General features: G+C 51.9%; 15 protein-coding genes and 1 pseudogene. 10 read left to right on the forward strand and 6 right to left on the reverse strand.

What is annotated here, in order from left to right; genetic code table 11:
* Positions 1-3 precede the first annotated feature (3 nt).
* On the reverse strand, positions 4-1,311 hold the full coding sequence (locus OGX97_RS06835; protein ID WP_218659233.1) for an SrfA family protein: 1,308 nt from the start codon (positions 1,309-1,311) through the stop codon (positions 4-6).
* Between the two features lie 282 nt (positions 1,312-1,593).
* On the opposite strand from OGX97_RS06835, the gene OGX97_RS06840 reads away from it, so the two are divergent.
* Both OGX97_RS06840 and OGX97_RS06845 read left to right on the forward strand, forming a co-directional pair.
* Positions 1,594-3,192: an ABC transporter substrate-binding protein gene (locus OGX97_RS06840; protein WP_032943514.1), complete on the forward strand. Its 1,599-nt coding sequence runs from the start codon at positions 1,594-1,596 to the stop codon at positions 3,190-3,192.
* A 17-nt stretch (positions 3,193-3,209) separates the two neighbouring features.
* A complete protein-coding gene (locus OGX97_RS06845) occupies positions 3,210-3,443 on the forward strand; it encodes a YdcY family protein (protein WP_003020183.1) in 234 nt (77 codons plus the stop codon).
* 64 nt (positions 3,444-3,507) lie between these two features.
* Here OGX97_RS06845 and OGX97_RS06850 read toward each other — a convergent pair whose 3' ends face one another.
* Entirely contained in the window at positions 3,508-3,957 is a 450-nt protein-coding gene (locus OGX97_RS06850; RefSeq protein WP_048227592.1) for a DMT family transporter, read from the reverse strand.
* Complete coding sequence (locus OGX97_RS06855) at positions 3,954-4,472, reverse strand: GNAT family N-acetyltransferase (protein ID WP_100272436.1); 519 nt, start codon at positions 4,470-4,472, stop codon at positions 3,954-3,956. Before OGX97_RS06855 ends, OGX97_RS06850 begins: the two co-directional genes overlap by 4 nt.
* 37 nt (positions 4,473-4,509) lie before the next feature.
* Here OGX97_RS06855 and OGX97_RS06860 point away from each other — a divergent pair, with 37 nt between their 5' ends.
* Together OGX97_RS06860 and OGX97_RS06865 are read left to right on the forward strand one after the other, a co-directional pair.
* Complete coding sequence (locus tag OGX97_RS06860; RefSeq protein ID WP_003833097.1) at positions 4,510-5,085, forward strand: helix-turn-helix domain-containing protein; 576 nt, start codon at positions 4,510-4,512, stop codon at positions 5,083-5,085.
* Positions 5,086-5,143: 58 nt separating this feature from the next.
* Positions 5,144-6,178: an NADP-dependent oxidoreductase gene (locus OGX97_RS06865; protein WP_218659235.1), complete on the forward strand. Its 1,035-nt coding sequence runs from the start codon at positions 5,144-5,146 to the stop codon at positions 6,176-6,178.
* Positions 6,179-6,216: 38 nt separating this feature from the next.
* Here OGX97_RS06865 and pqqU read toward each other — a convergent pair whose 3' ends face one another.
* Complete coding sequence (pqqU, locus tag OGX97_RS06870) at positions 6,217-8,337, reverse strand: TonB-dependent receptor PqqU (protein WP_279850610.1); 2,121 nt, start codon at positions 8,335-8,337, stop codon at positions 6,217-6,219.
* Positions 8,338-8,595: 258 nt separating this feature from the next.
* Between pqqU and yncE the strand changes: the two genes are divergently transcribed.
* Positions 8,596-9,657, forward strand: a complete 1,062-nt coding sequence (gene yncE, locus OGX97_RS06875) for a 7-bladed beta-propeller protein YncE (RefSeq protein ID WP_218659236.1) — start codon at positions 8,596-8,598, stop codon at positions 9,655-9,657.
* Positions 9,658-9,794: 137 nt separating this feature from the next.
* Positions 9,795-10,016 (forward strand): YgdI/YgdR family lipoprotein, encoded by a 222-nt coding sequence (locus OGX97_RS06880; RefSeq protein ID WP_003020157.1) that lies wholly within the window; start codon positions 9,795-9,797, stop codon positions 10,014-10,016.
* A gap of 41 nt (positions 10,017-10,057) precedes the next feature.
* Here OGX97_RS06880 and ansP read toward each other — a convergent pair whose 3' ends face one another.
* Complete coding sequence (gene ansP, locus OGX97_RS06885) at positions 10,058-11,500, reverse strand: L-asparagine permease (protein WP_003833088.1); 1,443 nt, start codon at positions 11,498-11,500, stop codon at positions 10,058-10,060.
* Positions 11,501-11,781: 281 nt separating this feature from the next.
* Positions 11,782-13,323 (reverse strand): methyl-accepting chemotaxis protein, encoded by a 1,542-nt coding sequence (locus OGX97_RS06890; protein WP_279850609.1) that lies wholly within the window; start codon positions 13,321-13,323, stop codon positions 11,782-11,784.
* 514 nt (positions 13,324-13,837) lie between these two features.
* Between OGX97_RS06890 and OGX97_RS06895 the strand changes: the two genes are divergently transcribed.
* The 4 genes and pseudogenes from OGX97_RS06895 to OGX97_RS06910 all read left to right on the forward strand — a co-directional run bounded on the left by OGX97_RS06895 (position 13,838) and on the right by OGX97_RS06910 (position 18,761).
* Positions 13,838-14,836: an LLM class flavin-dependent oxidoreductase gene (locus tag OGX97_RS06895; protein WP_100272439.1), complete on the forward strand. Its 999-nt coding sequence runs from the start codon at positions 13,838-13,840 to the stop codon at positions 14,834-14,836.
* Positions 14,836-15,957, forward strand: a complete 1,122-nt coding sequence (locus OGX97_RS06900) for an amidohydrolase (protein WP_279850608.1) — start codon at positions 14,836-14,838, stop codon at positions 15,955-15,957. The genes OGX97_RS06895 and OGX97_RS06900 overlap by 1 nt, the downstream gene beginning before the upstream one ends.
* Positions 15,958-15,982: 25 nt before the next feature.
* Positions 15,983-18,241: pseudogene (locus OGX97_RS06905) on the forward strand (NtaA/DmoA family FMN-dependent monooxygenase).
* 10 nt (positions 18,242-18,251) lie between these two features.
* Positions 18,252-18,761 (forward strand): GNAT family N-acetyltransferase, encoded by a 510-nt coding sequence (locus OGX97_RS06910; RefSeq protein ID WP_003833076.1) that lies wholly within the window; start codon positions 18,252-18,254, stop codon positions 18,759-18,761.
* Positions 18,762-18,766 lie beyond the last annotated feature (5 nt).

Here is an 18,766-nt window from a genome sequence, read left to right on the forward strand (position 1 = left end):
AAATCAGGCACCTATCTTTTTGATCGTCAGAGGGATTTCCGCGTGATCGTCATAACGCGCGGTACAGGCGGCGACGTCATTGGTTCCCGCTTTGCAGGTAATTTCAGGCATCGGATAACGTGAACCGTCGGTACAACGGGCATTGCCGCGACTCTTAATCATTAATTCACCCGACTGGTGCAAACCAGAGAAAATCTCGGCACGACAAACAATGTTGTCACCATGAACCACGCGCGCAGTGCCTTTATTGGCCTGGATCTGATAGCGCAGCGACGGCGCTTTGCCGCTCACCGGATCTTTAACATCGACCATGACGCGCCAGTTACCGTTGAGAAAACGCGTCGTTCCTGCCTTCATCTGGTTGGCATCCATCACCAGCGCATCTTTTGGAATTGCGGCAATCACCACCGGTCCTTCGACAGGTTTCTCTTTCTTCGCAGCTGGAGTCACTTCAGCACGATGCAGGGGCAGTGCAGATGTCAGTGCTGGCAGCGGTGCCATATCAACCTTAGCGACTTCAATAGCGGCTACTGCGGGTACGGGCTGGATGGTCTGTTGCTTCCACAGCAGCGGTCCAACAATGGCTGCAATAATCACTGCGGCAACGGGGAGGCTCCACAGCGGCAGGCGGCGTATGGGCTTTTCATGTACCGGCGGGGCAGTGACTTCAGGTTCGTTAACAATAACCGGGGGGTGAGGTTCAGGTTCAGCCGGTTTTGGCAGATCAACGATCGGCGTCAGTAAGGGGACATCGGCCTCGGCAAAGGTAATTTCCGGTGCGATTTCATCTTCCTGTTCTGGCTCTGCTACGGTAACCACAGGAGGAACATCGGCAATGCGCAGGCAGTCGAGCACATCGTCGCGGGGATTTTCATTCAGATTGACGAAGCCCCAGAACGTAATAACGGGTTTGCCATCAACCAGAAACACGTGATTTTCACCGGGAAATTGGATGGCTTTTTCGAGCAGTGAGCCAAACAGCTGTAGGGAAGTTTTCCCCGATTGCAGGCTTTTACGGCTCAGGGTCGCCGCATTTTCCAGCGTGCTCCCCAGATAGCGCAGCGCACGAAAACGTGCTTCTTCATCAGCGGCTTTCCACGCCACGGCTTTCCCTTCTATCGGGGAATACCAGTCAACCCGATCGCCGTTGTCGTTAATTTGTGGGATCGCCAGACAATCCACCATCGCCTGCTGTTTACGCAGACGAAGCGTTTCACGAATTTGCAATGCTGAATCAAACACGGCCTGACCACCGCCGCCCACGGCCTGATAGTCATCCAAATTGCCGCTGCGCAAGAGAGTTTTTGCCACGTTGTTACCCCTTAGACTTCTTCACGTATCTACTTTACGTTTTATAAAAACGAGCAAACGGCGAAAGAGAGGCAAAAAGGGGCTAATTTTCATGGCATAGAGTGCCGGGAAAAATCTTGACGTTTTGAAAAAGACTTAAGGGAAATTAATTCGCTTGGAGTGATGAATTATTCAGCGAAATACACCGGATTAGAATAACCTGATAGTGATTTGTTATTGGTCAGTTTTTGTCAGCTATGCTCTGATATCCCTGTTAATAATAAAATAAGAAGGCTTATAACCATGATTGCAAGGAAAACGTTACTCGCGCTGGCTCTCAGCGCCGTCTTACCGTCAGGCGCTGCGTTCGCGGCCAATACTGACACCATCATCTATTGCTCTGAAGCATCTCCGGAGTCATTTAACCCGCAAATCGCCAGTTCAGGTCCTTCATTTGTGGCCAGTTCACAGGTACTCTACAACCGACTCATCAACTTTGATCCAGTAAAGAATACCCCGATACCGTCTCTGGCAACGGACTGGACGATTTCCCCGGACGGTAAGACTTATACGTTTACCCTGCGTCAGGGCGTGAAATTCAACAGTAATAAATTCTTTAAACCGACCCGCGACTTCAACGCAGATGACGTGATTTTCTCGGTATTACGGCAGAAAGATGCCGATCATCCGTATCACAAGGTTTCTCAGGGAAGCTACGAATACTTTAACGATGTTGGTCTGGATAAACTGATTAAAGAAGTGAAGAAGGTCGATGATTATCACGTTCAGTTTGTCCTCAATGAACCTAATGCTGCGTTTCTTGCCGACTGGGGTATGGATTTTGCCTCTATCCTTTCTGCGGAATATGCCGACGCGATGCTGAAAAAAGGCACCCCGGAAAACGTCGATAACTGGCCGATTGGCACCGGGCCTTACGTGTTGCAACAGTACAAGCAGGACTCGCAAATCCGCTATCTTGCCAACCCGAACTACTGGGATGGCGCCGTTCCAACGAAGCACCTGATCTTCTCAATCACGCCAAACGTCCAGACGCGGCTGGCAAAACTGCAAACCAATGAGTGCCAGATAATCCCGGCACCAGCCCCCGTACAGTTTGACGAGATTAAAAAGAATAAAGATTTGACGCTGCATGCGGTTGAAGCGCTGAACGTCGGATATCTGGCGTTTAATACCGAGAAAAAACCGTTTGATAACGTACTGGTGCGTCAGGCGCTAAACTACGCGACCGATAAAAAGGCCATTATTAACGCCGTCTTTTTAGGTTCCGGTACGGTGGCGAAATCGCCGATTCCGCCGAATATGATGGGCTTCAATAAAGATCTGCAGGATTACGCTTACGACCCGCAAAAGGCGAAAGATCTGCTGAAGCAGGCGGGGCTGGAAAACGGCTTTGAAGCGACGCTGTGGTCAATGCCGGTTCAGCGCCCTTACAACCCGAACTCCCGACGGATTGCTGAGATGATCCAGAGCGACTGGGCAAAGGTGGGCGTGAAGGCGAAAATTGTGTCGTACGAGTGGGGGGAATATCTCTCCGGAATGCGTAAAGGTGAGCATGACACCGCGTTGTTTGGCTGGATGTCAGACAACGGCGATCCGGATAATTTCGCCGATGTGCTGCTGGGCTGCGACAGCATAAAAACCGGATCTAACGCCGCGCGCTGGTGCGATAAAGAGTATAATTCGCTGGTTCAAAAGGCGAAGCTGGTGAGTAAACCGGAAGAGCGCGCCGCGCTTTACCAGCAATCGCAAGAGATTTTCTACCAGCAGGCTCCGTGGATAGCCCTGGCAAACGGTAAAACGTTCTATGCTACGCGCAGCAACGTTAGCGGATACAGCGTCAGCCTGATGGGCAGTGATTTTTCAAAAGCAAAATTAAATTAATGAGTTAAGGAGAGGTTATGTCGCATCTGGATGAGGTCAGCGCACGTGTTGATGCCGCCATTGAAGAGAGCGTCATTACGCATATGAATGAATTGCTGATTGAGCTCAGCGATGATGTCGCGTTGAGCCGGGAAGACCGCTATACCCAGCAACAGCGTTTGCGTACGGCTATCGCACATCATGGCCGTCAGCATAAAGAAGATATGGAAGCCCGTCGCGAACAGTTGACCAAAGGCGGCACAATCCTCTGATATTTCACTTATCCGACCTACAGGCATATTCTGTAGGTCTGATAAGCGAAGCGCCATCAGGCAATTAAAATGAACGTCTCGCCACCAGCCACGCCCCGATGACCAACAGCACCGCGCCACAGACCGGACCTACCAGCGCCCGCAGCGGCACGCCGTGACTACGTAGAATATCCAGCACCAGCCCGCCGATTAACTGGCTAGCCACCAGCACCGCGATAGTGGTAGCGGCCCCCACATTTTGGTACCCACTGATACTGGCAAAAACAAAGAACGATCCCAGCAATCCGGGGATGAGTGTCCACCAGCGCACGCTGGATACCAGTTCTCCAAATCCCGCAGCTCCTTGCTTAAACCACAGTATGCTGACAAACAGCACGATCCCGACCAGCGAGTTAAGCAACATGGCGATGAGGATCGTCGAGGATGTCTGGGTGATGCGTACCATCAAGGTATTTTGCACCACCAGACCAATACCTGCGGCAATCAGAAAGGAGAGGGTCAGCGTCTGGTTCATCTACGGGCATCCGGTTCGCGGCGATCGTCTAACTGTAACTGCATGAAGGTCAGATCCAGCCACCGCCCAAATTTAGTGCCAACCTGCGGCATTTGCGCGGTGGTTTTAAAGCCCAGCAAGCTGTGCAGATGCAGTGATGCTTGATTTTGAGACTCAATACCTGCCACCATTACATGCTTGCCGCATGCGCGGGCTTCGTCTATCAGTCTGCTGAGCAGTTCCCGTCCGAGCCCCTTTCCCTGATGTTCAGGATGAACATACACCGAATGTTCAACGGTATGACGGAAGCCATCAAAGTTACGCCAGTCGCCAAAGGAGGCGTATCCCGTAACCACGCCATTCTCTTCACTCACCAGCACCGGATACCCCATCAATTGGCGGGCTTCATACCAGGAAATACGGTTTTCGGCATCGACCGTTTGATCGTTCCAGATAGCCGCCGTATGCAGTACCGCATGGTTGTAGATTTCTGCAATGGCGGCGCAGTCTTCTTTGCTGGCAAATCGAATTGACATGTTGAACCTCAGGGCTTGTTCACTATAGTATTACAATATGAATACTATTGAAGACAGCATAAATCAACGGATCAGTGCAAGAATTCGCATTGAGCGGGAATCTCGCGGTTGGTCACTCACGGAACTTGCCGAGCGCGCGGGTGTGTCGCGGGCCATGATCCATAAAATAGAGCGCGGCGAGAGTAGTCCAACGGCTACGTTGCTGGGCAGGCTTTCCGGCGCGTTTGGCATCAGCATGTCTACCCTGATTGCACGAGCTGAAATGCAGGAGGGCAAGCTCCTGCGCTTCGTCGATCAGCCTGTTTGGCACGATCCACAAAGTCACTATCTGCGCCGCCATGTTTCACCGCGCAGCGATCTGCCTATCGATCTGGTGCAGATCGAATTACCCGCCGGAAGTGATATCCCGATGCCAGCCTCTTCCTATGTGCAGGCCAGACAACTTATCTGGTTACAGCAGGGGGAATTAGTCTTTGTGGAAGGGGACGTACGCCATGAAATGCAGGCAGGTGATTGCCTGGAACTTGGCCCGCCGAATGACTGTCGGTTTATCAATGAAACCGCGCAACCTTGCGTTTACCTGGTTGTGCGGTTAAATCACGTCGTCAGCTAAATAGCAGGAACGGGCTGCTACTATTGATGGATTCATGCCAAAAGCAGAGGAGCACATCATGGGTCAACAGACTAATCGTAACCGTCGTTGGGTACTGGCTTCCCGTCCACATGGCGCGCCAGTCCCAGAGAACTTCCGTCTTGAAGAAGATGAAGTCGCAACACCGGGCGAAGGCCAGATGTTGTTGCGCACAGTTTATCTTTCCCTCGATCCCTACATGCGTGGCCGCATGAGCGATGAGCCATCTTACTCACCACCAGTAGATATTGGTGGTGTCATGGTTGGGGGTACCGTAAGTCGCGTGGTGTCATCCCACCATCCGGACTACCAGCCAGGCGAATGGGTATTGAGCTACAGCGGTTGGCAGGACTATGACATCTCCGACGGTAACGGGCTGGTGAAGCTTGGCGATCATCCTGAGCATCCCTCCTGGGCGCTGGGTGTTATGGGTATGCCGGGGTTTACCGCTTATATGGGCCTGCTGGATATCGGTCAGCCAAAAGCGGGGGAAACGCTGGTGGTAGCTGCCGCAACCGGGCCGGTTGGCGCAACGGTCGGGCAGATCGGTAAGCTTAAGGGTTGTCGGGTGATCGGTGTGGCGGGTGGGGCAGAGAAATGCCGACATGCCACCGAGGTATTGGGTTTTGATGTTTGTCTCGATCACCACGCACAAGATTTTGCGCAACAACTGGCAAAAGCCTGCCCGCAGGGTATTGATATTTATTACGAAAACGTCGGTGGAAAAGTATTTGATGCCGTTCTGCCATTGCTCAATACCTCAGCGCGGATTCCGCTTTGTGGCCTGGTCAGCGGTTATAACGCAACGTCGCTTCCGGCCGGACCTGACAGATTACCGCTGTTAATGGCAACGCTGCTGAAAAAGCGTATCCGCATGCAGGGTTTTATCATTGGTCAGGATTATGGACACCGTATTCATGAGTTTCAGCGGGAGATGGGGCGCTGGGTTAAAGAGGGCAAAATCCACTACCGCGAGCAGGTGACCGACGGTCTGGAAAATGCGCCACAAACCTTTATCGGTCTGCTGACCGGCAAAAACTTCGGCAAGGTAGTGATTCGTCTTGCTGAGGAGTGATGCGTAAAAACTGATGGCGGGAGTCATTCCCGCCAGTGTTACTCAAAACGCCAGGCCAGGTTAATACCTACGCCATAGTTTCGTCTTGGCGCCGGTTCGTAGTATCTGCCATTTGACTCATTCACAATCACCGAGCCGACATAAGTTTTATCGAACAGATTATCCACCCGTCCGAACAGGTCTACCATGAGATTGCTGTAATAAAATTTATAACCGGTATTCAAGCCAACAACGGAATATGACGGGGATTTCGCCGTATTTTCATCATTGGCCATAATGTCGCCCATATAACGCACATCTGCTCCCGCATACCAACCTTCATCAGGAACGTAGCCCAGTGACGCAAATCCCATGTTTTGCGCTATGCCGGGCAGTCGGTTGCCGTTGCAGTTTTGATCCCCACAGACGTTGCTGCGGTAGGTTGCATCCAGCCAGGTCCATGATGCTCTTGCGCGCCAGTTTGCGGCAAAGCGTTGATCCCAGGATAATTCCCCTCCCTGACGGCGAGTTTTTCCGGCGTTTTTATAAGTTGTCCGTCCGCCGTTGCTGCTGTCAACGACGATTTCGTCGTCTGTGTTAGTCTGGAACAAGGCCACGGTAAACAACCCATCGCCAACACGTGTTTTGCTACCGATTTCAACGGTGTCATTTGTGGACGGCTGTAAACCAAAATTCATGCCGCTTTGGCCGTCGGAACGGTAGGACAGTTCGTTAATGGTGGGTGTTTCGAAACCGCGACCCGCGGCCAGATAGACGTTCCAGGCATCGGTGATGGCATATTTTAACGATCCGGCTGGCAGCCATTGGTGATAGCTGGCGTCACCGCTGTCATCTCCGTTACCGGGCGTAATATAGCGATCGTTAGAATCAAACCACACCGAACTGTAACGAACGCCAGCATCCAGTGAGAGTTTCTGCGTTAATTGCCACTGTGTTTGCAGATAGGGGTCGACATTCCACATCAGGTTACGTTCGTTACGTCGTAAGTCGCCTTTCTGCCCATACTCCGGCACGCCATCATCAAGACGGAAGTTGTTGTAGCCTTTACGGTTTTCGCTCATGTTTTCATAATTCAGACCGGTGGTGAAGGTCACGGGGATGCCCAACTCACCCCGATGAGTCCAGCGGTTGTCTATCCCCTGATAATGACGTTGCAGGGTAATGACGCCTCCGGCATGAGACGGTTTTAACTGTGGTGCCATTGGGATCGACTGATACTGAGTAGTTTCACGTTCTCCCGCATAGGTCATGATACTGATATCATTCTGCTCGCTAAGCTGGCGTTCATAGCGCAATCCCGCCTGGGTCTGCTTGATGGTTTTTCGCGTATTGAATTGCTCAGCACGGGGTGATTGCTGTGGATCAACCAGCCATTCCGACTCGGTAAGACCGCCGGGATCGGCGGCTTTACTGTCAACACTATTGAAAATCAGAGTTAGTTTGCTCGCATCGTCTATGCGCACGCCAAGTTTGGCATTGGCCAGATTTTTTTGCGCGCTACTGTGATCGCGATAACCGTGGGTGGTAAACCGGGTTGTCGAAACGGTGTAATCCACATCGCCTTGCTGAGTACCATCTCCCAGAGCTCCCGTTGCTTTTAACCCGTAGCGCCAGGTGCCAAAACTGCCGTAAAAACTGCTGGCCTCAATGGTTGGCGGCTCATGTCCTGTCTCAGTACTGACATTCATTACCCCGCCGGACGCATTGCCATACAGAGCAGAGAAGGGGCCGCGTAAAACCTCAATGTTTTGTACGCTGCTAATGTCAATATTGGATGTTTGACCTTGTCCATCCGGCATGGTTGCTGGAATACCATCGACGTACAAACGAATACCGCGGATACCATAAGTGGTTCGCGAACCAAATCCACGAATCGATAGCTGGAGGTCCTGGGCGTAATTTTGTCTGTTTTGTACCTGTAACCCCGGGACGCTGGTTAAGGATTCAGACAAGTTAATGCGCGGCGTTGCCAGACGCATATCCTCTCCGTCAACAACGCTGACGGCAGCAGGGGTGTCTAGCTCAGAAACGGACTGTGGCGTCGCACTCACGATCAGCGTTTGATCGTTTATCTCACTTTCTGCCAGGGCAAAAGGCGAGAAGAAGGCAGGCAATAAAGAAACAGGAACAACGGTATAGCGGGCTGAAAAAATCGTCATGAACAAGGCCAGTTATGATGCTTGCGTCGAAAAATGAACGGTAAGCATGTGAATTTTTTTATAAAAAATGAATTTTTGCGCTGCGTAATTGCGGTAATTTTTCGGGCAATGAAAACGATTGTAGTCAATATGTGAAGAAGTGCTCCACTTTGAGATGAATAATGATTACTATTCTCATTCCTAAAAAGGCAAAACCATGATTTTGCTCATTGAAGCTATGTGAAGCAGTAACAAACGAATTTATCAAAGGGAGTCGTCATGTCTTTACGTCATCTGTTTTCGCCGCGTCTGCGTGGTTCTTTACTGTTAGGTTCACTGCTCGTTGCATCATCTTTTACTACGCAGGCTGCAGAAGAACTGCTGCGCAAAGCCGTCGGCAAAGGTGCCTATGAAATGGCGTACAGCCAGCAAGAGAACGCGCTGTGGCTGGCGACCTCACAGAGCCGCAAACTGGATACCGGCGGGGTGGTTTATCGTCTTGACCCGGTCACCCTCGAAGTGACCCAGGTGATTCATAACGATCTCAAACCGTTTGGTGCCACCATCAACAACGCCACGCAAACGCTGTGGTTCGGCAATACGGTAAACAGCGCGGTAACGGCGATGGATGCCAAAACGGGTGCGGTGAAAGGACGTCTGGTGCTGGATGCGCGTAAACGTTCTGAAGACGTTCGCCCGCTGCAGCCGCGTGAGCTGGTCGCCGATGATGCTACCAACACGGTATACATTAGCGGTATTGGTAAAGAGAGCGTGGTTTGGGTGGTGGACGGTGAGACGATCAAGCTGAAGAACACCATCCAGAATACCGGCAAAATGAGCACTGCTCTGGCTGTCGACAGCAAGGCTAAACGCCTGTACACCGCCAATGCGGACGGTGAATTCATTACCATTGACACCGCCACTAACAAAATTCTCAGCCGCAAAAAACTGCTGGATGACGGGAAAGAGCATTTCTTTATCAACCTGAGCCTGGACACAGCGGGCAACCGCGCATTTGTCACCGACTCTAAAGCGGCGGAAGTGCTGGTAATCGATACCCGTAATGGCAATGTACTGGCAAAAGTAGCCGCGCCGGAATCCCTGGCCGTGTTGTTCAACCCAACGCGTAATGAAGCCTACGTGACTCATCGCCAGGCCGGTAAAGTGAGTGTGATCGACGCGAAAAGCTATAAAGTCGTCAAAACATTCGAGACCCCAACGTTCCCGAATAGCCTGGCGCTCTCCGCCGATGGTAAAACCCTGTATGTCAGCGTGAAACAGAAATCTACCCGCGAGCAGGAAGCCACCCAGCCGGACGATGTTATTCGTATTGCGCTATAAAACATCCGGAGGGGGAAACCCCTCCTGTCATTTCTCTAAACCCCACGATACGCCTCGTTACACCCCGGCGGTAGCCCGAGCCACTTCAGGGACTTACACTACGCCCTCAACGGCTAACTGAATAACACGGGAATACCATGAAAAAGCCATTTATCTGTCTTTGTGCAGGCGTAATGCTGTTTACCCTTGCAGGATGTACCACCGATTACGTCATGACGACCAAAAGCGGACAAACCATCACCACCCAGGGTAAGCCAAAACTGGATAAAGATACGGGAATGACCAGCTATACCGATCAGGATGGAAATGCGCGGGAAATTAACAGCAACGATGTAGCGCAGTTGATTGAAGCGAACTAAAAATGAAGGCCTGAAGGGTTAACCAGTCAGGCCTTCAGCCATTACGGCGCGGTGCGGTGGATTTCCGCGACGCGTTTACGCACGCCGAACCACCCTGCAACCAGCAGGATGGCAATCAACGGTAATGACGCGATGGTGTAGGTGCCGTTTGGATAGTCAAACGCCATCAGCACTAGCACGCTCAGCAGGAACAGTAGGGTTAGCCACGAGGTAAACGGAGCGCCCGGCAGTTTAAAGCTGACGTCTGCCGTTTTACCTTCTTTTATGGCCCGGCGCAGACGCATCTGACAGACCATGATAAAGCCCCACGACGCAATAATGCCCAACGACGCGAAGTTCAACACGATCTCAAACACCTGCGACGGTACCAGATAGTTCAGAAATACCCCGACGACATAGACGACCAACGTGGCGAGGATCCCAGCCCAGGGTACTTGTTGACGGCTCATTTTAGCCATGAATTTAGGAGCCGATCCGCCCATCGACATGGAACGTAAAATACGCCCGGTGCAATACAGCCCAGAGTTAAGGCTGGAAAGCGCCGCGGTGAGCACCACAATATTCATGATACTGCCGATATACGGCACGCCCAGTTTGGAGAAGAAGGTAACAAACGGGCTTTGCCCCGCCTGATAGGCATTCCACGGCAGTAACAGAACCAGCAGAACGACAGAACCCACATAGAACAGACCAATACGCCAGATAACGCTATTGATCGCTTTTGGCACCATGGTTTGCGGATCTTTGCATTCTCCAGCAGCGGTGCCCACCAGTTCAATGGAGGCAAACGCAAAAACTACCCCCTGAACCAGTACCAGCGCTGGAAGCAGACCATGTGGGAAGAATCCACCGTTGTCGGTGATTAGGTGAAAACCGGTGGCGTTACCATCCAGCGGCTTTCCAGTGCCTAAAAAGACGGTACCCACCACCAGGAAAATCACAATCGCCAGCACTTTGACCAGCGCAAACCAAAACTCCATCTCCGCGAACCACTTCACGCCGATCATGTTCATGGTGCCGACAATGGCCAGCGCGCCGAGGGCGAACACCCACTGCGGTACATCACCAAATGCGCCCCAGTAATGCATATACAACGCCACCGCGGTGATATCGACAATGCCGGTCATCGCCCAGTTGATGAAGTACATCCAGCCAGCCACATAGGCGGCTTTCTCACCTAAAAATTCGCGAGCATAGGAGACAAAGCTGCCGCTGGAAGGGCGATGTAAAACCAGTTCACCAAGCGCACGCAGTATAAAGAACGAAAAAATACCGCACACCAGATAAACCAGCGCCAAAGCAGGACCCGCCATTTGCAAGCGTGCGCCAGCCCCTAAAAACAACCCGGTACCAATTGCGCCGCCAATGGCGATCATTTGTACCTGTCGATTACCCATCGCTTTGTGATACCCCTCTTCGTGGGCATTCAACCAGCGTCGTTTCGCCGCATGTTGTTCCGCGGCTTGCGTGTTGTTTGTGTTCATTACTTTTCCTGTTGACCTGACAAAAATACAAAATCCTTTTTGCCGCACCTGCTGCGGCGAAAAACAGCCTTAACCTTCATTGTGTTATGGGGGAAAACTGCCGGCCGAGCATCCTACATTCAATTGTTCGGTTCCGCAAAGCCCCGATAACAAGAATTCAGCATTTTTGTACAGCCAGCACTGGCGCGGTGTGGCCTCGATTCAGCCAATAAAAGAGAAGGGCGTAAATACGTGGAGAGGTGTGCGCTTATCGAGACATTCACCCGATAAGCGCCGTAAGGTTATGCTGATACGCCAAAGACCTGAACGGCCTGCTGTAAGCGCGATGAACGTTGAGTCAGATCGGCGGTAGCATCGGTGACACGCTCCACCATCTCGGCGTTATTGTGTGTCATGGTGCCAACGCGTGAAATCGAATCGTTAATCAGATCCAGCGCCTGGGTTTGCTCACGCGACGCCAGACTAATATCTTTGATCATCATCGACATCTGCAGGACATCGCCAATCATCCCAGTGAGATGCGTTTCCGTTTGCTCCACCATTTTGACACCGCTGTTAACGTTAGCGACATTCTTCTCAATCAGCTGTTTAATCTCTTTTGCTGCAGACGCCGAATGCTGCGCCAGATTACGGACCTCTGCCGCCACAACGGCAAAACCACGCCCGGACTCCCCGGCCCGCGCGGCTTCAACCGCGGCATTGAGCGCCAGAATATTAGTCTGGAAAGCAATACTGTCGATAACGCCGATGATGTCGACTATCTGCCCGTTGTCACGCGATATCGCCTGCATCATGGCGATAGTTTGTTTCATAATATCGCCGCCTTCTGTCGCATTGGCGCTGGTTTTATCGGCCATGGTCATAGTATGAGCCGCAGTCTCAGCAGTTTGCTGTACCGCGCTACCAATTTCTTCAATGGCGGCAGCGGTTTGTTGCAGGTCGGCGGAGGTTTCTTCTGAACGCTTGTGCAGCGCCGTACCTTCTTTTGATACCCGCTGACTGATGGCGCGAATACCGGATATTTGCGTACTGACATCATCGACCAGGGAATTCAGATTAAGCCCGGACTGATTAACCAGACGCATCAGCATTCCGATCTCATCCACCCGATTTAAATGACAGTTATCAGGTTTTCTCCCGGATACCACTTTCTTCATTTGCGTCAGTAGCGTATTAACTGGCTGACAAATTTGATACTTAAGGTAAATAGCAAGCATCAGAAATAAGAACAATAACCCTCCCGCCTGAATAAATGGATTAACAGGAGCGAAGAGAAATAGTACAGCGAGCAGGGCGATTACCCCTAAAGAATAATTGACGCGCTGGCTAATACTCAGCCATTTAAACATTGATGCCCATGACAATATTCCGCGACGAATGATAATGCCTTTAAAAAGACGAAACCCTTTAAGCTGCTGATTATTAATTTTTTGATATAAGCTTTCGCTTTGAGTTATTTCATCGCGCGAAGGAACGGTACGCACCGAGATGTAGCCGGTGAGTTTTTCATTGTGCCAGACTGGCGTAACGTTGGCGCGAACCCAGTAATGGTCGCCATTCTGTCGACGGTTTTTCACCATCCCCGTCCAGCTGTCTCCCTGCTGTAGCGTGTACCACATATCGGCGAACGCCGCGGGAGGCATATCGGGATGGCGAATAATATTATGTGGTTCGCCCATTAACTGGTCTTCGTTAAATCCGCTGGCATCAATAAACGCGGAGTTGGCGTAGGTAATATGACTTTCTTTATCCGTCGTAGAAAGCAGCGTCGCTTTATCGTTAAGTGCGTGCTCAATTTGTGTAACGGGCATGTTACTTTTCATAGAGGTCCCATGGTGCTATGTATAATCCATACAAAAATCCCCGCAATAAAATCGGGGGATATTAAAATCTGTTTTAAACCGTTTTAATAAGAACGTTGCATTCTCTACTAATCATCAATTCTGTGGAAGTAGTTAAAATAAAAATTTCTATGTAAATCATTCATCCTGCGTCATAAAAGTGAAACAATTAATACAAGCGCATAACGTGACAAGTCGTTTAAACTGACTTAACGTAAATCGCGTTAAAAAACCTTTTCGTAAAAAGAAAACTGGCATGAAATGATTTTGATGTTATTACCGTGATGCCAACGACCCTATTATATTTTGTAGGCTATTAATTGCGGGTGTTTTTCTGTTTAGCGTTACAACCAGTACTGGGCGATCCAAATTTTAACCCTGGCAGCGACAGGGGTTGTTATCTACTTTTTAGCTGAGCAAATGTGAATTAAATGTTTCAGTATGGCTATTTGATAAATTAATAATAAAGACATGTTAACAAACATAGGCTCGTAACATGTCATATCGCCTGAGTATTCTGGATAAAAGCCCCATCGGGGAAGGTGAAACTGCCGCAACCGCGCTTTCCCGGACGTTGCGCCTGGCGCAACTGGCAGAAGAGTGGGGGTACCATCGTTTCTGGATCGCGGAACACCATAATACGGCACAGCTGGCCAGCCCATCGCCGGAGCTGGTGATCGCCTGGATCCTCGGGCAAACCCAGCATATCCGCGTAGGTTCCGGCGGCGTAATGCTGCAACATTACAGCCCGTACAAAGTGGCGGAAAACTTCAATCTTCTGGCATCGCTGGCTCCTGGACGTGTTGATCTCGGCGTAGGGAAAGCCCCTGGCGGCTTACCGCTGTCGACCCAGGCGTTACAGCATGGGCTGCATCAGGAAGAAAAAGGCAGTTTTGCCGACCAGCTTTCTTTGCTTAACGATTGGCTGGCGCTGAGCGGAACGGAAAGCGGGGAAACGGTATTCCCGACGCCAATTCCACCGATTTCACCGGAAAAGTTTGTACTGGGAGCTAGTGTGCAAAGCGCGCAGTTAGCAGCGCAATCCGACTGGGATTTCATCTTCGCAGCGCACCTCAATGGTGACAAAGCGTTATTGCATGACGTTTTGTCCTTCTGGCAGACCCACAGTGCACGCCCGACGATAGTCGCCGTGCAGGTAATTGTGGCTGACAGTTACGACACCGCTGCGCAACTGGCGGAAAACGTACAAATCTGGGGCGTGGAGCTGGAAGATGGTCAACGTGTCACGGTAGCCAGCGAAGAACAGGCGCTGGCGTTTGCCGCTCAGTCTGGCAGCCCACCACGCAAAATCGCGCGTCGTGAGCAGGCGTTGCTACACGGCACCGCTCAGGAGGTGATGGCAAAGCTGAATGCTCTGCATACGCAATTTGGCATTGACGAGTTCATTATCGACACGCCAGTGGCGCAAGGGCATGCGCGTCTGACATCGCTGCGTTTGTTAGCGCAAGCCCATAACGCCGTGGAGGTGCTCTGATGACTCTCGGCTCAACGCTTATCGACTGGCGTCGTGAACTACATCAGCATCCTGAGCTTTCCCTGCAGGAGGAAGCAACCACGGCGCGCATTCACGCCTGGTTGCACGCTGCGGACGTCGACATTCTGCCGTTCGAGCTGAAAACCGGTCTGGTCGTGGAAATTGGTCAGGGAGAAGATGTCATCGCGCTGCGGGCGGATATCGACGCGCTACCGATAGAAGAAAGCGCCGACGTTCCGTTTCGCTCCCTCACGCCGGGCGTGATGCATGCCTGCGGGCATGACGTCCATACCAGCGTTATGCTTGGTGCAGCACTGCTGCTAAAACAACAGGAAACAACCTTACCGGGGCGAGTACGTATTTTGTTTCAGCCAGCTGAAGAGAGTTTCGGCGGCGCAAAAACGTTGATCCGCGCCGGTGCGCTGCAAAACGTAGCGGCTATTTTCGGTATGCACAATGAGCCCGGTTTGCCAGTGGGCGAATTTGCCACACGCGGCGGCGCATTTTATGCCAATGTCGATCGCTTCGTGCTGCGCATTAATGGCAAGGGCGCACATGCGGCGCGTCCGCATGAAGGTAAGGATGCCATCCTGCTCGCCAGCCAGTTGGTAACGGTGCTGCAAAGCGTTGCCAGCCGCGACGTTAACACGCTGGATTCGGTGGTGCTCAGCGTGACCCGTATTCAGGGGGGAAACACATGGAACGTACTGCCGGAGTCCGTTGAGCTGGAAGGGACACTCAGAACGCACCGAACCCAGGTACAGCAGCAGGTTAAGGCTCGGGTTAATGACATTGCCGCCGGATTTGCCCACGCCTTTGGCGCACAAATCGACGTAATCTGGCATGCGGGACCAACCGCGTTGGTAAATGATGATCGTTGGGCCGATATTGCCACCGCGGTGGCGAAACAGTCAGGCTATACCACCCACCATGCCGACCTGCATATGGGCGGGGAGGATTTTGCCGTCTACCTGCAAAATACACCTGGCGCATTTGTCAGTATTGGCAGCGCCAGTGAATACGGATTACATCACCCGGGATTTAATCCGGACGAGCGTTTAATTGAACCTGCCGCGCACTACTTTGCGCAGTTAGCAAAAACGGCATTCGCACACCTTTAAGTTTACCTGTTGGGTAGGGGTTATTATGGCTGAAAATCGGCAACTACGGCTCGGCACTATTCTACATGGCGCATCGGGAAATATGTCCGCATGGCGCCATCCGGCGGCTCAGGCTGATGCCAGTATTAATTTTGATTTTGTCAAAGAGACGGCGCTTATTGCGGAAAAAGGGAAGCTGGATTTTATTTTTTTCGCCGATGGTCTGTATATTAATGAAAAATCAATCCCACACTTTTTAAATCGTTTTGAGCCGCTGACAGTATTATCCGCTTTGGCCAGTATCACCACGAATCTGGGGCTGGTTGGCACGGTGTCCACATCATACAGCGAGCCGTTTACGACCGCACGGCAGTTCGCTAGCCTGGACCATCTCAGCAAGGGGCGCGCGGGTTGGAACGTGGTGACGTCGCCTCTGGAAGGATCGGCAAAAAACTATTCTCGCGCTCAGCATCCAGAGCATGCCCAGCGTTATCGTATTGCCGATGAATATTTACAGGTAGTGAAAGGGCTGTGGGATTCCTGGGAAGATGATGCTTTTACCCGTAATAAAACAAGTGGGGAATTTTTTAATCCGCAAAAACTGCATACGCTTAATCATCATGGAGATTATTTCCAGGTCGCCGGTCCCTTAAATATTGGGCGTACACCACAAGGCCGTCCGATTATATTTCAGGCGGGAGCTTCAGCAGATGGCAAGAAATTAGCGGCGCAGCACGCTGATGCCATTTTTACCCATCAGGAGTCGCTGGCAGAGGCTAAAGCGTTCTATCAGGATGTAAAAAGCCAGCTGGAAGTCGCCGGACGACATCCCGATCAACTGCATATATTCCAGGGCGTCAGCGTTATTGTTGGCGACAGCGCAGAGGACGTTGAGCAGCAGTATCAGACTACCGCTGCGCTGGTCTCCGTTACTGACGCGCTGAACTATCTTGGCCGCTACTTTGAACATCATGATTTTGCCCAATATCCGCTGGACGCACCATTCCCGGATCTGGGCTCTCTCGGACAAAACAGCTTTCGCAGTACGACTGATGAGATCAAACGCAACGCACGCGAGCGAGGTTTAACACTTCGTCAGGTTGCTCTGGAAGCGGCCAGTCCACGTCCGCGTTTCAGCGGCACGCCACAACAGGTTGCCGACGGCTTGCAGCAGTGGTTCGACGAAAAAGCCGCAGACGGTTTTATCATCCAGGGCGGAACGCCGGATACCTTCCCGCGTTTTGTCGAACAGGTTGTCCCCGTGCTTCAGGCGCGCGGCCTGTTCCGCCATGAATATCCCGGTACGACCCTGCGCGCAAGCCTGGGATTAGCGACACCTGCAAATCAATTCACACAATAAGAGAAAAACGCTATGCAGAAAAAATCAGTATTTCTCGCGCTGTCACTGGCTTTCAGCGCGACCGTTTGGGCAAATGAGGTGACGATTAACGGCACCGGCGTAAGCCTGGAAGCCAATAAAGCGCCAATCAATACAGCAAAAAACCCGCAGGCGATCGCGCAGTTGCCCGCAAACCTGCACCTGGCCGTACCGGGCAAATTCACCGTGGCGATCGCCGGGCTCAGCCAGCCACCGCTGACCGTTTTTGCCGATGACAATAAGACGTTGATCGGCAGCGAGGCGGACATCGCGCGTCTGGTGGCTGACAGTCTGGGACTGGAACTCAACGTTGTACCTACGTCATGGGAAGACTGGCCGCTGGGCGTCACTTCCGGCAAATACGATGCCGCGATCAGCAATATTACCGTCACCAAAGCACGCAAAGAAAAATTCGATTTCGCGACGTATCGGAAGGACTCTCTTGGCTTTTATGTCAAAACCGGTAGCAAGCTGAAGAAAATCGAGCAGGCGGAAGATATCGCAGGACTACGCATTATTGTCGGTTCGGGGACTAACCAGGAAGCCATTCTGTTGGCCTGGAACGATGAGAACGTGAAGAAAGGGTTACAGCCGTTTACGCCGGTGTATACCAAAGATGATGCCGCGCAAACCCTGGCCCTACAGTCGGGCCGCGCCGATGCCTACTTCGGTCCTAATGTAATCGGCGCGTGGAAAGCTGCACTCAACGGTAAAACGCAATTAGTGGGTAGCGTTGATGGCGGTTGGCCAAAAGCGGCACATATCGCTGTGACGCTGAAAAAAGACAGCGGTCTGGTTCTGCCGGTACAAACCGCCCTCAACGGCGTGATAGGCAACGGCGACTATGACAAGGTGCTGAATCGCTGGGGAGAAGGGGGGGAACGAATTCCACAATCTGAAATCAACCCGGCCGGTTTAGGCGACTAAGGAGGTCATCGTGAGCGATCAATTTCGCGTGCTCTCACCGGAAGCCAGCGAGCTGCAGCCCATTTTGAACGGTCTGTTCGGTGAATATGCCGCCCGCTATGGCGATTACTTTTCTCGCGACGCTGAAGTGGAACTGACCGAATGGTATCTGGCGCCGCAGGGACTTTTTGTGGTACTGGAGCGCCGCGGCGAAATTATCGCCACCGGGGCTTACAAACCTTACGATAAAGATACCGCCGAGATTAAGCGCATCTGGACAAAAAGCAGCCTGCGTCAGCAGGGGCTGGCGGCGCGCGTGGTGCAGGAACTGGAACGTAGAGCGCTGCTCGCAGGCTACAGCCGGATTTATCTGACCACGGGATTTCGCCAGCCGGAGGCCGTCAGACTTTATTTAAGCCAGGGCTACGATCCGCAATTTGATACGACGCGCGATCCCGAAGAGTACAGCCTGCCGCCGTTTGATGGACGGCTGCGCTTTACCAAACTGCTGACTATTGCCGGTCAGGCCAGAATCGCCTGAGGAGA

This window comes from Citrobacter sp. Cpo061 (assembly GCF_030332845.1).
Taxonomy (GTDB): Bacteria; Pseudomonadota; Gammaproteobacteria; order Enterobacterales; family Enterobacteriaceae; genus Citrobacter; species Citrobacter portucalensis.